13 protein-coding genes are annotated in these 15,386 nt (G+C 51.1%); 9 read left to right on the top strand and 4 right to left on the bottom strand.

Annotated features, from left to right (window positions below):
* Positions 1–82: 82 nt before the first annotated feature.
* Positions 83–751 carry a bifunctional 2-keto-4-hydroxyglutarate aldolase/2-keto-3-deoxy-6-phosphogluconate aldolase gene (locus tag AC0YNW_RS10440; RefSeq protein WP_475831892.1) on the bottom strand — a complete coding sequence of 223 codons (669 nt, stop codon included), beginning with the start codon at positions 749–751 and terminating at the stop codon, positions 83–85.
* Between the two features lie 148 nt (positions 752–899).
* Here AC0YNW_RS10440 and AC0YNW_RS10435 point away from each other — a divergent pair, with 148 nt between their 5' ends.
* On the top strand, positions 900–2,102 hold the full coding sequence (locus AC0YNW_RS10435; protein ID WP_475831891.1) for a winged helix DNA-binding domain-containing protein: 1,203 nt from the start codon (positions 900–902) through the stop codon (positions 2,100–2,102).
* Positions 2,103–2,374: 272 nt separating this feature from the next.
* The gene (locus AC0YNW_RS10430) at positions 2,375–3,049 is read left to right on the top strand and encodes a class I SAM-dependent methyltransferase (protein ID WP_475831890.1); all 675 of its coding nucleotides are present in this window, start codon (positions 2,375–2,377) and stop codon (positions 3,047–3,049) included.
* 876 nt (positions 3,050–3,925) lie between these two features.
* On the opposite strand, the gene AC0YNW_RS10425 is transcribed toward AC0YNW_RS10430, so the two are convergent.
* Positions 3,926–5,149, bottom strand: a complete 1,224-nt coding sequence (locus AC0YNW_RS10425) for a multidrug effflux MFS transporter (protein WP_475831889.1) — start codon at positions 5,147–5,149, stop codon at positions 3,926–3,928.
* A gap of 122 nt (positions 5,150–5,271) precedes the next feature.
* Here AC0YNW_RS10425 and AC0YNW_RS10420 point away from each other — a divergent pair, with 122 nt between their 5' ends.
* Positions 5,272–5,763 carry a DUF1648 domain-containing protein gene (locus AC0YNW_RS10420; protein ID WP_475831888.1) on the top strand — a complete coding sequence of 164 codons (492 nt, stop codon included), beginning with the start codon at positions 5,272–5,274 and terminating at the stop codon, positions 5,761–5,763.
* A 118-nt stretch (positions 5,764–5,881) separates the two neighbouring features.
* Here the strand turns inward: AC0YNW_RS10420 and AC0YNW_RS10415 are convergent, their stop codons facing one another.
* Together AC0YNW_RS10415 and AC0YNW_RS10410 are read right to left on the bottom strand one after the other, a co-directional pair.
* Complete coding sequence (locus AC0YNW_RS10415; protein WP_475831887.1) at positions 5,882–7,063, bottom strand: MFS transporter; 1,182 nt, start codon at positions 7,061–7,063, stop codon at positions 5,882–5,884.
* Positions 7,063–7,875: an undecaprenyl-diphosphate phosphatase gene (locus tag AC0YNW_RS10410; RefSeq protein WP_387470537.1), complete on the bottom strand. Its 813-nt coding sequence runs from the start codon at positions 7,873–7,875 to the stop codon at positions 7,063–7,065. Before AC0YNW_RS10410 ends, AC0YNW_RS10415 begins: the two co-directional genes overlap by 1 nt.
* A 175-nt stretch (positions 7,876–8,050) precedes the next feature.
* Here AC0YNW_RS10410 and AC0YNW_RS10405 point away from each other — a divergent pair, with 175 nt between their 5' ends.
* From AC0YNW_RS10405 to AC0YNW_RS10380, 6 genes are all read left to right on the top strand, one after another.
* Complete coding sequence (locus tag AC0YNW_RS10405; RefSeq protein ID WP_475831886.1) at positions 8,051–8,962, top strand: 3'-5' exonuclease; 912 nt, start codon at positions 8,051–8,053, stop codon at positions 8,960–8,962.
* Positions 8,963–9,325: 363 nt separating this feature from the next.
* Complete coding sequence (locus AC0YNW_RS10400; RefSeq protein WP_475831885.1) at positions 9,326–10,246, top strand: DMT family transporter; 921 nt, start codon at positions 9,326–9,328, stop codon at positions 10,244–10,246.
* A 145-nt stretch (positions 10,247–10,391) separates the two neighbouring features.
* Positions 10,392–11,924 (top strand): PTS transporter subunit EIIC, encoded by a 1,533-nt coding sequence (locus AC0YNW_RS10395; RefSeq protein WP_475831884.1) that lies wholly within the window; start codon positions 10,392–10,394, stop codon positions 11,922–11,924.
* Between the two features lie 17 nt (positions 11,925–11,941).
* Positions 11,942–12,781, top strand: coding sequence for a PRD domain-containing protein (locus AC0YNW_RS10390; RefSeq protein WP_475831883.1), 840 nt, complete (start codon positions 11,942–11,944; stop codon positions 12,779–12,781).
* Positions 12,782–13,035: 254 nt separating this feature from the next.
* Entirely contained in the window at positions 13,036–14,397 is a 1,362-nt protein-coding gene (locus AC0YNW_RS10385) for an extracellular solute-binding protein (RefSeq protein WP_475831882.1), read from the top strand.
* Positions 14,398–14,474: 77 nt separating this feature from the next.
* Entirely contained in the window at positions 14,475–15,383 is a 909-nt protein-coding gene (locus AC0YNW_RS10380) for a carbohydrate ABC transporter permease (RefSeq protein WP_387469771.1), read from the top strand.
* Positions 15,384–15,386: the final 3 nt, after the last annotated feature.

Genomic DNA, 15,386 nt, shown 5'->3' with positions numbered 1-15,386 from the left:
CATGCTTGTACATCCTGTTTCTTTTATAACCCGAATCGCCACTCGAAGCAAGCGCTCCCAGACTCATCCGCGCCGGGAAGGACTAGACGCCCTTCGCATCCCGGTATGCCGCGATATAAGCGGCAGCTTTCTGTTCAATAATGGAGAAGTCTCCTGTCTTCACGGCTTCCTTCGTCAGATCGGAACCGATACCGACCGCAACCGCGCCGGCCTTGATCCAATCCTTCAGGTTGTCCAATGATACGCCGCCAGTCGGCATAATGTTCGCTTGCGGCAGCGGTCCTTTGATGGACGGGATGACGCTTGGCGAATACAGGTTGCCCGGGAACAGCTTAACGACGTCAACGCCAAGCTCAAGTGCCGTCTGGATTTCCTGAATCGTCATCGTACCCGGCATAACCGGAATCGCATAACGGTTGCACATCTTGATGGTATCGGCACTCAGCGAAGGAGCGACCACATATTCTGCTCCTGCCAGGATGGCAGCGCGAGCCGTCTCCGGATCAAGCACGGTACCCACGCCGATAATCGCGTAATTATCAGCATCCGGCGAGACATCGCTGGAGTATTCTTTGGACAATTGCTCGATCGCTCTAAGCGCGAACGGTACCGTCATCGTAATTTCAATCGCCTTAATTCCGCCTTTGATGGCGCGGCGGGCCATCTCCGCTACTTCTTCCGCCGAATCGGCGCGCAAAACCGCAACAACTCCCGCTTTCGTCAGCTGTTGCAGCACTCTAAGCTTTTTCATGATCCAATCCCTCTTCCCTTTATGTGGTTCTATGTTCGATAATAGACTTAACCTACGGCCCATTATAGACCTTTTCGGGAAGCGCATCAATCCGAAGACGTGCGCAACTTGTCATGCCGTGGAAAAACGATAGGTAAGGATGCGAGGAATGATGGGCGATATACTTCCGACTAACCGTACGCTTTCATTAAAAAGGCTGAACCGTGCGCTGCTGGAACGTCAGCTGCTGCTGCGTCGAAGCCGAATTTCTCCGCTTGAAGCGATCGAGCGTCTGGCCGGCATTCAAGCTCAAGCCCCGATGCCGCCTTATTACGCTTTATGGAGCCGATTGGACAATTTCGAACCGGAGTCGCTTGCGAATTTGCTGAGTAACAGGCAGGCAGTTCGTATTGCCCTTATGCGCTCTACGATTCATTTGGTAACCGCACGGGATGCCCGATTATTCCGGGCTGCGCTTGCCCCGATGTTGGAACGTACCATCATTAGCTATAACGGCAAAAAGCTTGGCGGGGTAGATCTGGCTCAACTAGCCCTGGCGACAGTCAAGCTTGCCACAGAGCAACCTATTACATTTGAAGAGCTGGGCAAGCAGCTGCAACAGGATTGGCCGGGGCATGAGCCTTCCGTGCTCTCTTCGACCGCACGCAACCTCGTTCCACTCGCTCAAATTCCGCCCCGAGGGCTCTGGGGGCAAGGCGGCGCTGCCAGACATGTGCCTTTGGAGCATTGGCTCGCGACCGGCCCTGACCGTCAGAGAATTGGCGGCATCGGCGACTTACAAGAAAATGCGAATGGCGGAATTAACAGCTCAGGCAAAGCTGAGGACGATATTGATGCAGCTATCAAGTCGATACTGTTCCGATATTTAGGTGCATTCGGTCCCGCTTCTGTTAAGGACATGCAGGCATGGTCGGGTATGACCCGCTTAAAGCCGTATATCCAGGAATGGGCATCGGAGCTTGAATGCTTCAAGGATGAAGCAGGCAATGAGCTTTATGATCTGCCCGGCGCTCCGCTTCCGCCAGAAGATATGCCTGCTCCCGTGCGTTACCTGTCCGAATTTGACAACATGCTGATTTCCTACAGCGACCGTACACGGATTATGCCTGCGGTGTACAAGTCAAGAATCATCACGATCAACGGTCTTGTCCGATCGACGTTTTTGACAGATGGCTTCGTTCGCGGCACTTGGACGATTGAGGAGAACAAAGAATCGGCGAACTTGCGGCTTCAGCCGTTCGAGCCCATTAGGGATGAAGATATGGAATCGCTCCGGGATGAAGGAGCTCGATTGCTCCATTTCGCCGCACCGGACAAGCAGCATCGCTTTTTAGTTGACCCTGTAAGTTGATCAGCGAAATGAATTAGAGTCCTCTATGTCACTTTGTAAAATGCGAAGCTCCTGCTCGATTCGCAGCCTGGATATGGCATGGATTTCATAATTCCATGCGATATAGAGGCTGCTACTCCTCTATTTATAGGTATAAACTATATAGATTATTTGTTTTATATATTTCAACTATGGCGATTAGACCGTTAAGATGAAGGTATCGAATCGATTCGACATCCAAAGGGCTAGTCTTTAGAAAAAATACGACTGTCAGATGACGAGGAGGGTTTCACATGGAGAACAATGTAAAAAAGCAATTTGATCAAGCCGCGCCAAGCTATGATGACAAACATGGTAAGCTGATCCCCTGCTATGAGGATTTCTACGGAGCTGCGGTAACTTGGGCAGATGTGGCTAATGATGCGCCTTATATTCTGGATTTGGGTGCTGGTACCGGCAGGCTCTCCGCCATGATGCTGGAGAAATATCCCGGCGCTCATGTAACAATGGTCGATTTCAGCGAGGATATGCTGGAGAAGGCCAAGGCCCGTTTTGCAGACCATCCCAATCTGGAATACATTGCTGCAGACTATTTGACCTATGAGTTTGAACGTTCTTATTGCGCTATCGTCTCATCACTCTCCATCCACCATCTGACTCATGAGGACAAACAGGTTCTATTCCGCAAAATCCATTCCATGCTGAAGCCGGGCGGCGTATTCGTCAATGCCGACCAGGCAGCGGGCTCCTCTCCCGCTTTCGTCGCCGAGTTCAAGCAGTTATGGCTTGAGGCGGTAACCGCCACCGATCTGGAGCCGGAAGATATTGAGGCTTCGAAGAAGCGCAGATTGCTGGACATTGACGCCACACTCACCGACCAGCTGCAATGGCTGCGCGACGCTGGCTTCGCCGAGGTCGATTGCGTATACCGAAACCGCGAGTTCACTGTGTTTGTGGCCAGAGCTTGATGATGGTTGTGCTGGGATTTAGCTGTGTGTCACAACGGTAATGTGTCATTTGGAGCGCCGAGGGACGTTTAACGGTTTCTTACAACACTAATGTGCCATTTGGGAGCGTTGAAGGACGTTTAACGGTTTCTCACAATACTAATGTGCCATTTAGAGCGCTGACGGGCGTTTAATGGTATCTCACAACACTAATGTGCCATTTGGAGCTGACGGACGTTTAATGGTATCTCACAACACTAATGTGCCATTTGGAGCGCTGAGGGACGTTTAACGGTTTCTCACAACACTAATTTGTCTTTTGGAGCGCTGACGAACGTTTAATGGTTTCTCGCAACATTAATGTGCCATTTGGAGCGCTGAGGGACGTTTAACGGTTTCTCACAACACTAATGTGCCATTTGGACCACTGACGAATGTTTAATGGATTCTCACAACACTAATGTGTCATTTGGAGCGCTGAGGCACGTTTAACGGTTTCTCGCAACACTAATGTGTCATTTGGAGCGCTGACGGGCGCTTAATGGTATCTCACAACACTAATGTGTCATTTGGAGCGCTGAGGGACGTTTAACGGTTTCTCACAACACTAATTTGTCTTTTGGAGCGCTGACGAACGTTTAATGGTTTCTCGCAACACTAATTCGCCAATTGGAGCTCTACCGAACAATAAAGCGTTTCTCACAACGCTATTTCGCCGACCCATCGCAATCCGTAACCGAGTCAGCGCCAATCTCCTGTAATAGTGGAACAAGCCGCGCCATTCCGGCGCGGCTTGTTCTACATACATACTAATTAGTCCATTCGACTTCCGACCGCATTCCTGCGTACATCTTCCACCCGGCGATGGTGCAACTTCGGGTGGCAACCCTACACACATTACTTCCGCTTCGTCAGCAACATGTTGCTGATGAAGGCTGCAAGCACGAGCGACGAGATGACGATAGCAAGCGGTACCGCCGTACCCTCGCCGCCAAGTCCGACGAGCGGCGCGGCAAGGCCGCCGAAGATAAAGGACAGCATGCCAAGCATAGCTGACGCGCTGCCAGCAGTTTGCCCTTGATCCTGCAAAGCCAGCGAAGTAGTGGTGGCGGATGTGATGCCCAAGCTGGACACGACCAGGAAGAACCCTGCGACGATCATCGGCAAATCCAGCTTCAAGAAAGCCGTCGCAAGCAGCAGCACAGAGCCGCATCCCGCCATCATAAGTCCGCTTATGAGCAGCTTGCGCGCTTCCACCTTGCCTGCCAGGCGCCCAGCGATTTGGCTGGCAATAATAATGCCGATCCCGTTCAGGCCAAAGATATAGCTGTACGTTCTTGGCGTGACGTTGTAGATTTCTTGCAAAACAAAGGACGAGCCCGAGATGTAAGCGAACATCGCAGCCATCATAAAGCCCTGCGTCATGGCATATCCCATGAAGACGCGATCGCCCGCCAGCCTGCGGAAGATCCGAAGCGTGTTGCTGAGGCCCCCGGATTGGCGGCGCTCCATCGGAAGCGTCTCCTTCAAGCCGAAGTAGATCGCGGCCATCATCAGCAGCCCAGACACGCTAAGAACCGCGAATACGCCTCTCCACGAAGTGAAGTTCAATATTTCCGCTCCGATCATTGGAGCGAGAATCGGGGCAGCCCCGTTAATGAGCATCAATAAGGCAAAAAACTTCGTCAGTTCTACGCCGGAATACAAGTCCCGCACGCTTGCACGGGCAATAACGATACCCGCCGCCCCGGCAAGACCTTGCACAAACCGAAGTGCGATAAATGTCCATATATTCGGAGAGATGACACATAGCAACGATACAACTGCATAGACGGCTATACCAATTAGAAGCGGCTTCCTTCTCCCTGTCACATCGCTTATGGGACCAACGATCAGCTGACCAAGTGCGATGCCGAGCAAGCAAGCAGTAAGACTGAGCTGCGCCACTGAAGCCGAAGCTCCAAGCTCTCCTGCAAGCGTAGGCAATGCAGGCAAATACATATCAATAGATAGTGGTCCAATCCCGGATAGCGCTCCTAATATTAACGCAATCCATAACCGCTTGGATCGACCGACTGGTGTAGTTGTCGCCTGGTTAACGGCGGACTTAGCGGTATTCATGATGGCAACCCTTCTCTCTTCTCTATAGCAGCACAAAAAACATAAGTCCAATTGTACTCCCGAAACTTTATTCTGACAACCGCGTAAAGGGATTAAACCCATTCCAGAAAGAGGTGATTTTCATGACCAATCGACCAATCATACCCATTTCTAGGACGAAGCTCGAATGGCTGCTCGACGGATTATCTCTGCTGGCTTTGGCAGTGCCTACTATCAATCTGTTTCTGGTGTGGGGAGATCTTCCGGCAAAGGTACCTATCCATTTCAACGCGGCTGGCGAAGCGGACGGCTGGGGTGGTAAAGGCACTTCTCTGATCCTGCCGATCATCGGATTGCTCTTGTTCCTCGGGCTTTCGCTGCTGCGCAAAATCCCCCATCAATTTAACTATCCTACTACGCTGACAAAGGAGAATGCAGAGAAAAAATACCGTCTCTCCATTCAAATGCTCAGCTGGATGAAATTCGAAATTTCACTGCTGTTCGGCATCATCCTGTGGAATCTCGTCCGTTCCGCGCAAGACCACACCAATGGCATGGGCTGGCTGATGCCAGTCGCTCTTGCTGCTATAATAGGCACCACAATCTACTTCACCATACAACTCGCCAAAAAGTAAGCCGATGCCGAGAAGCATTCCCCCATGAAGTTCGCGTCATCCTCAACGCAGCAATAAGCCACAACAAAAGAAGCTCGCCTCTCCCATTCCAGGAGAGTCGAGCTTTTTGCATGCAGGATTAACCTGCCGACACTCCGTCCGCAGCAACACCTGAACGGCGCACCATGCCGTACAGAGCAACAAAGCCGGCTACGCCGACCAAAGCCATGATGGCTCCGGAGATGTACATCGACTGCGCGCCCAGGTTCTGGAACAGCCAGCCCCCGATGACGCCTGCCGCCATGCCAGACACACCACCATAGATTAGCGCGTACACAGCTTGTCCCGAGGCGCGGTATTGCGCCGGCACTAGCAGCGCCGTAAGCTGCGTGCCGATATAATAGAAGCCGCCGAACGTGACACAGTGGAGCAATTGCACGAATATAATTTGCAAGCCGCTATCCGCGCCCGCCATAAGCGCCCATCTCAGCGTGAATAACAGGCTGACGAAGATCATGCAGTACATCATCGTTTTGGTATTGCGCTTCAAGTAGCGGTCCAGCAGCAAAAATACCGGAATTTCAAAGATGGATGAGAAAAACGCCGCCCATCCGATCATATCTGCTTGTCCGCCAAGCTCGGCGATATACAGCGCAATAAAGGTCTGGTTCATCGAATTGGGAATCGATAATACCAGGCCGAGCAGCAAGAAAAGCAGAAACGCCCTGTTGGCAAAGATGGAGCGATAATTCGTCTTCTCCGCCTTGACCGCAACCTTGGATTCTCCCTTCGGCAAACCCAGCGCGAACAGAATCGACATCAGCATCATCGCCGTATACAAAATCCATAACCGCTCGATGCCAATGTGTCCGATGACCGGACCGGATGCAGCCGCCAGAACGGCCCAGCCCATCGACCCCCATAGCCGGAACGAGCCGAATTTGTATTTCGTACCCTCAATCGCATTCAGAATCAAGCTGTTGCTTTGCGAGAACATCGGCATTTGGAAAAAGAAGAAAAACAGCATCGCCGTATAAATAACCGTATCAGACTGTGCCAGAAAAACGATTTGCATAATGACCGTTGCGCCAGCCATCATAATAAGAATGACGAGCCGGATATTGCGGAATCGGTCACTTAAGTATCCCCATAACGGGTTGGCAACAATCGATACGATAGGGCCGCCTGCCAGCAGCGTGCCGATTTCCAGCGTCGACCATCCAATCTTTTGCAGATAGAGGGCAAAAAACGTGCTGTACACTGACAGAGCGCCATAGATAAAAAAGTTGAACGCCTTAATGACGTTGTAAGAACCTTTCATTAGAGGAATAGAAGCAACAAAATACCTGCCGCGAAGCAATAGTAAGCGAAATATTTCAGGTTGCCTTTCTCCATGATGTTCATGAGCCATTTCATTGCAAAATAAGTAAGTACGAGCGTAGCCAAGAAGGCAATCGCATAAGGGCCGACCAAGGATGACGAGATCGGATCACTGGAGAAGTCTTTCAGCCCCAATACGACACCGCCAAGGCTAATCGGAATATACAGCATGAAGGAGAATCTGAGTGCCGTCTCCTGTCTCATGCCTACTGCAATGGATGCGATAACAGTCGAACCCGATCTGCTGATACCCGGGATAAGCGCCACAGCCTGAGCCAACCCAACGATTAAAGCGTCCTTCGCGCTCAGATCGCCATCACGTTTTTTCCCTCTAAGGTTACGGATCAGCCATAAGGCAATACCCGTCACAAGCAGCGATATCGCTACCATCTTGGCATGCGAGAAGAGTCGCTCGATGTCCTCTTGAAACAAGAAGCCGATCAGGCCTGCCGGGATGGTGCCCAGCACAACATAAACAATAAACATAAAGTCCGATTTGTACTCCGCCTTGCGGGTACGGATAAAGCGGTATCCGTTCACGATCAACCGCCCGATCATCGCCCTGTAGATGAATAAAATCGCGATTAACGATGCCGTGTTCAGGAATACTTCGAATGAAAGTCCTTCTTGTTCCATTCCCATTAACTCACGGGCAATGATGACATGGCCGCTCGACGAGACCGGAATCGGCTCCGTGAAGCCTTGCACCGCGCCCAGCACCAAATACTTCAGCCACAAAATAAACTGTTCCATATGCTTTTTCGCTGCCTCCACTCTCTGTCTCTTAAGCTTTCTACCGTTCTTAGTATATACGATTTCCATAGTCATTGAAATTACAATACTGTCACATTGCTATCCGTGAGCTACGCATTCACGGCGCAAATCTGCTAGAATGAATAATGCATGCCATTAACCGGAGGTCATCGAATTGGATTACATCGTGTTGGACATTGAATTTAACGGGCGCAAATTCGCCAGCGATCTGCCCATGGAAGTTATCGAGATCGGGGCTGTGCGTCTCGACGCCTCGCTTCAACCTATAGACGAATTTACCGCATTTATTAAGCCGGTCTACTTTCCGAAGCTGAATTCCTTTATTCAGAAAAAGACAGGCATTCCGCAGGAATCCATTAATACCGCAGCCGGATTTCCGAAGGTCATTCGTGAATTCCTGGCATGGCTCGGCAAAAGCGAGCAGCCCGTGCTTGTTACGTGGGGCGGCGAAGACTTGAAGCGGATTGTGCTTGATACGCGCATGCATAAGATGGATGATGCCTACTGGCTAGCCATGCCTTATTATGATTTGTTGAAAGGCTATATCCGTGTAAAAGGCCTGACCAACGATGTCAGTGTGGAAGCCGCCTTGACCGAGCTGGGATTGTCTTCGGACGGTTCCGCGCACCGGGCGCTGGATGATGCCCGCATGACGGCCGATATCTTCCGCAGCGTATATGGTCAGCTGGACTTCAGTTATACGCAGCATTATAAGGATTTGTTCACAAACGCCAAGGAACGCAGGCTGGTGAAAAACGCAATCCGGCTGCTCCGCTCCCAGAAGCTGGAGCCGACATGGGAGTCATTTGTCCTGCATGTGCTGAAGGACAAGGTGAAGCTGGATGATCCGCGCAAGGAAGCGGAGATGAAGAGCTACTTCCAGGCAGAGCTGGAGAAGCAAGCGAGCAAGCCCATACCTGCAGCCAAGCCGGCGAAAGCCATATCTTCTTCGCCAACCGATGCTCCTTCAGAAGATAAAGCTACCGACTCTAACCATTCTTCGCCACAGGACATACCCGCACAAGCAACTGCCGAGACGGAGACATCAGATACAGAGCATCAATAGCAGCAATGGTCGCTTATAGATGAAAAAAGATCGCAGATCACGCCTCTTATCGGCGCATCTGCGATCTTTTTTGATATAGCATACCTAGTCGTTAAAGCTTTAATCAGAAGATAACATGAGCTCCATTTCATCGGCAGGTTTTTAACTCGATTCAGCATTTGTTGGCGCATACTTTGTGCAATCCGCACAATGCTCAGATTTGAATGGCATCCCTGCCCTTTTCCCCAAAAATGCCTTTGACAGCGGGTGGCGGCGGGAGTATGATCTTCGTTGTATTCATGTTAACTTGGGGCCTTTATTAACCCTTCCTACATCCTCTTAATAAACGAATTTATTGTGAAACGACTGGAGAGAGCATCACCTATGACACGCAGCATGAAAGGCTTTACCGGTATTGAGCTTCTATATCTGATCGGTATTGTCGCCATATCTTTTTCGTCGATCTTTGTCCGGTGGTCTGAAGCCGATGTAGCGGTGATCGCCATGTACCGGCTTTATCTAACGAATATACTGCTGCTTCCTTTTGTATGGAAGTACCGTTCATCGCTGTTCCGGCTGAGCAAGCGGCAATGGGGCTGGCTCGCTGCTTCCGGCGCGATGCTGGCTCTTCATTTTCTGTTATGGATGGCATCGCTTCGCTATACGACCGTAGCCAGCTCGACCGTCATCTTGACGCTTGAGCCGCTTATGGTCATGCTGGGCTCGTACTGGCTGTTCCGCACGAAGGCCAACAGCATGATGTTATGGGGAATGGGCATCGCCATTGCCGGTTCGTTCGTGATTGGCGCTGGTGATTTCCGGTTGTCCGGCACCGCTCTGTATGGAGACGCCTTGTCCTTCTTCGGCACCGTCGCAGTCGCGCTTCATATGCTCATTGGCAAGAAGCTGCGCGATGACATGGATGCTTTTCCGTATAACTTCTGGGTATTCGCCTTCGCCGCATCCTTCCTCGCCGTCTATAACGTCGTTCAAGGGCACGCTTTCACGGGCTACGAAGCCCGCGAGTGGGGCATCTTCCTGCTTCTTGCAATTGTCCCTACGCTCTTCGGACATTACTTGTTCAACTGGCTGCTGAAGTATATGAACGCAACCGCCGTCTCCATGTCGGTGCTTGGCGAGCCTGTCATTGCCTCCCTGCTGGCATGGGTGCTGCTGAAGGAAGCACTGACCGCGTATCAGCTCGGAGCCGGCATCTTTATTTTGTTTGGCGTATGGCTGTTTCTTCGTTACGGAGACAAGGCCGAACCGCCTAAAGCCACACCTGTTAAGCAAAGTTTGCTTTGACAGGAACTAGGACAAAATAGTATAATTTTTGTGAATAATCGTATAAAATTCGAACGTGTTACCGCGAGGGCATTAGTTCAAGAAGAGATAGCGTTCTTGAGCTATGCCCTTTTTCTTTTCCATAAAATGGGGTGTATGACAACAAATGAGTTACATTCAGCGTATTGGTCGTTCATTTATGATTCCCATTGCTGTCATGCCTGCTGCTGCCATTCTGTACCGGTTCGGCAAGATCGAGTTCGACCATCCTTTTCTGATCAAGCTTGCAGCGATCTGCGAAGCCGCCGGCGGAGCGATCTTCGACCATCTTCCCCTGCTTTTTGCCATCGGCATTGCGATTGGCTTAACGCAGGGAAAAGGCGTTGCTGCTCTGTCCGCAGCCGTAGGCTACATGGTGTTCCAGGAAGTGATGCGCACGTTCGAAGTGATGCAATCCAGCGATCTGGCGGGGACGAATATGCAGATGGGCGTCCTTGGCGGTCTGATTACAGGGGGCATTACCGCCTACCTCTACAACCGGTTCAAGGATATCCAATTGCCCCAGGCATTAGGTTTCTTTGCAGGCAGGCGATTCGTACCGATCATTACCGCTCTTACCATGACGGTGCTGGGAGGACTGCTCGGCTTCATCTGGATGCCGATTCAGGATGTCATCCAAGGCTTCGGACTATGGCTGGAATCAACGGGCGGCATCGGAACGTTCCTGTACGGTACGATTAACCGGCTGCTTATCCCTACCGGCCTCCATCATATCGTGAACCATATCTTATGGTTCCAGATCGGCGAGTTCGCGGAAGCCGGCGGGAAGATCGCACAGGGCGACCTGACACGGTTTTATGCGGGAGATCCTACGGCGGGCACTTATATGACGGGCTTCTTCCCGATCATGATGTTCGGCTTGCCGGGCGCCGCTATTGCCATGGCAAGATGCGCGAAACCGGAGAACCGCAAAGTCATTATGTCCATTATGCTAAGCGCCGCCTTCACCTCATTCTTAACAGGCATTACAGAGCCGATCGAATTTGCCTTTATGCTGGTTGCTCCCGCATTGTTCATCGTTCATGCCTTTCTGACGGGTTTGTCGATGATGATTATGCATCTGCTCGAGGTGAAAGTCGGGTTTGGGTTTTCTGCAGGCTTCATCGACCTTGCCATCAATTGGAGCCAATCAACTAACCCTTGGCTGGTATTCCCTGTTGGCGCCGCTTACTTTATCGTCTATTATTTTGTATTCTATATCCTGATCCGTGCGTTCAACTTCGCAACGCCAGGCAGGGCAGACGATAAAACGGAAGCGCTTGCGGAAGTGGGGCCGTCACCGGATGCCCCTACTCCCGAGCCTATTCACGAGGCCGTCTCCGAGGCTTCGGCTACCGTATCCGCACCTGCGGTCACGGCGCTTAGAACACCCAATATCAAGCTGATTGCGTACAAAGCGTCCGAAGTAACCGAGCTTATCGGTGGGTACAAGAATATGGTCGATATCGACGCGTGTATTACCCGGCTGCGTCTGACGCTGCATGATTCCGGTCTTGTCCAGGAGCAGAAGCTGCGTGAGCTGGGTGCTGCAGGTATCATCCGCATCGGAAAAAATGGCGTTCATATCGTCTTCGGGACGGACTCCGAGCTGATCAAGGAAGAGATTCTGAAGGCGCAAACCAACCAAAACGCTGATTGAATGGAGGGTAAGTGAAGATGGCCGCAATTGAAAGAAAGATCATTCATGTGCTTTCGAACAATGTCGTGATGACTAAGCTATCCTCCGGTAAAAATTCCATTGCATTCGGCAAAGGAATCGGCTTCAAACGGCAGCCTGGCATGGCCATTGGCGAATCCGAAATTACACAGGAGTTTTTATTGCATACCATGGAAACCATTGAACACTATGAACAAATCCTAAACAATGTCGATACGCGCATCGTAGGCGTGACGGAGGAAGTCATCGCTATGGCCCAGCAGCGGCTGGAGGGCGAGTTCTCCGAGCGGATTCACGCTGCGCTTGTCGATCATATCAACTTTGCCATCGAGCGCTGCCGTCAAGGCGTGCTGATTACCAATCCGTTCTCGTATGAGATCAGGCTCATGTACAAGGATGAATACGACGTAGCCTCCGAGGCAGTCAGCTACTTGAACGAGAAGCTGGATGCAGGGCTTCCCGAGGATGAAATTGCGTTTTTGGCCATGCACTTTCATGGCGCGCGCAACCGCGAGCGCGGTACGGAGACGCTTGCCGTCGTCAGGCTTGTCGCCAAAATTATGGACGAAGCGAAGGAACTCGGACTTAACTTCAGCGACTCCTTCTCCTCCCTCCGTTTTATCTCGCATCTCAAGGGATTGATTGACCGCGTCCGCAAGGAGGCGCATATCAAAAACCCGTTGCTGCACAAAATCAAGGTCGAATATCCGCTGTCGTACAGCCGCTCGCTCACGCTTAGCGCCATTCTGGAGGAACAGCTCAAAAAGCCCGTTCCAGACGATGAAATCGGCTTTCTGACCTTGCATATTGAACGTCTGAACCAGCGTGAGCAAACCTGATTAAAAATAAAAGATTGACAGATCAGTAATTATTTATTAGTATTTGACACGTAAAACAAACCTCATACATTTCACGATAATGTGTTACCGAAAGGGCATTAGTTATCGAAGCAGGCAAGACGCGCTTCGTTTCTAATGTCCTTTTTTGGCATAAGGAAAGGAGGATCGTGAAATGACAGGCATTTCTGCAGCATGATTAACCCGCACTGCAAGCGCTTTCTACCACAAACATATTTTAAGGGGAGATTGAATCTATGAACACTTGGAAAAACAAGTCTTTGCTGGTCGCTTTGATTCTCGCGCTTACATTCAGCATGCTGGCAGCCTGCTCCGGCGCAAACAACGAAAAACCTGCACCTAGCAGTACAAACCAAGGAAGCGGCAGCGGCGGCAATAGCGGCAATGGAGACGGCGGCAGCGAAGGTCTGACTGGCGACTTCGAAATTCAGTACTTCGTAGGCGGCTACGGCGACACTTGGTGGAAGCATGTCATTGGCGAATTCCAAAAGCAAAACCCGAACCTGAACATTAAGCAAACGGCAGGCTCCCAAATTAACGACCAAATGAGACCGCGCTGGATTCAAGGCAACCCGCCGGATTTCGTCTACATCGACGGCGCAGGCTCCAACGAAGCGCAAATGGTAACTGATGCGCAGCTGCTGGACCTGACCGACTTCCTGAAAGGCGCAACGAACGGCGACGGCGAGAAGATTCTCGACATTGCGATTGCACAGCCAACTGATTACAACGGCAAAAACTTTACAATGCCGCTCGTATTCGGCTCATGGGGAACGTTCTACGACAAAGCTTGGTTCACACAGCAAGGCTGGGAAACACCGACCGACTTCGAAAGCTTCATGGCAGTGAGCGAGAAGATCAAAGCGTCCGGCGTATCCCCGTATATCCATACAGGCGTATACCCTTACTACATCAACGGCGGTCTGGTCAACTCCGCTATCGTATCGGCTAACGGCGGAGACGCCTCCATCATCTCCAGAATGGCAAGCTTGGAGGAAGGCATCTTCAAGAGCGAGCCGGTCATGAAGGCACTGGACAAAATCGTCCAAATCCGCGACGCTGGCCTGATCGATCCAGGCGCGATCGCACTGAACCATACCGATTCCCAAATGTCATTCCTCCAGCATAAAGCGGCGTTCATCCCGAACGGGCTGTGGCTGGAGAACGAAATGAGCAAAGACGTGCCGGAAGGCTTCGAGTTCGACTTCATCCCATCCGTCATGCAAGACAAAGGTGAGAAGTTCGTTGCAATTCCTTACACAGCATCTGTAGCCATCTCAGAGAAAGCGAAAAATCCGGAAGCGGCAAAAGCATTCCTTCAGTTCATTTTCACGAAGCAATTCGCTGTTGACTGGGCAGAGATGACTGGCGCCATCATGAACGTAAAAGCGGATCTGGAGAACTCTACGGCTGGACCGGTCGTGAAGACGGCTATGAACTACTTCAACAGTGACAACCTGGTTGTAGCACCAGCACTAATCGTTAATGCAGACGTAGAAACGGCTCTGCAAGACAGCATCATCGCCTTGCTGGACAAACGCATCACGACTGCAGAGTGGGGCGAGCGCCTGGAGAAGGCAGCAGCGGCAGCTAGATAAGCTTTGAATGCACGGCGGGCAGCGGCAGGTTCTCTCCTCCCTGCCCGCATAATGATTTCACAAGGGGCGTGTAAGCCATGACAGCCAAACCAACATCCCATCGACTGAGACGTTCCCTGTTCATTCTGGGATTTATATTGCCAACCTTCATCCTGTTCAGCGTTATTACCGCTTATCCGATGCTTAGAGGCCTTTATATTAGCTTTTTCAAATGGTCCGGTTATTCGGGCAACATGTCATTTATCGGTATAGACAATTATAAGAGGATGTTTAAAGACGAGATTATCGGCACAGCCATCTTCAATGACTACTTCCTTGTATTCTGGAAAGTCGTTCTTATCCTGGCAATCGCAACGTTCCTGGCCGTGGCGCTGACGCGTATGAGCATTAAGCGAACCGGTCTGTTCCGAGTCATCCTGTTCTTCCCGAACCTGATCTCCGTCGTCGTCATCGGCGTCCTGTGGAGATATATCTACAACCCGTCCGATATCGGATTTCTGAATGCTTTTCTGTCCTTGTTCACCAGTGAACCTGTGACGACGGTATGGCTGGGTCAAACCAATACAGCCATGTGGTCGATTCTCGCTCCTGCCGTATGGGCCGGCATCGGCTTCTATATGATTCTGCTAATGGCTGCAATTATGAACATTCCTGAGTCGCTGTACGAGGCATCGGGTATCGACGGCGCCTCCAGATGGCATCAGTTCAAGCATATTACCATTCCCCTTATCTGGGAGCAGATGAAAGTATCCATCATTCATATTGTCATCACAACGCTCAATGGCTCGTTTATAATCATCTTCCTGATGACCGAGGGCGGTCCCGATAACTCGACGCAAGTCATGGGCTCCTATCTGTACCAGATTGGCTTCCAGCAATACCATATGGGTTATGCCTCCGCAATCGGTGTACTCATTCTGACGCTGACGCTGATTACGTCCCTCATACTGAACCGCTTGCTCAAGCGGGAAACGATCGAAATGTAGGAG

This window comes from Paenibacillus sp. J31R120 (assembly GCF_056269225.1).
Note: the sequence above shows the minus strand (reverse complement) of the source record. Positions and strands in the feature narration are given on the sequence as shown.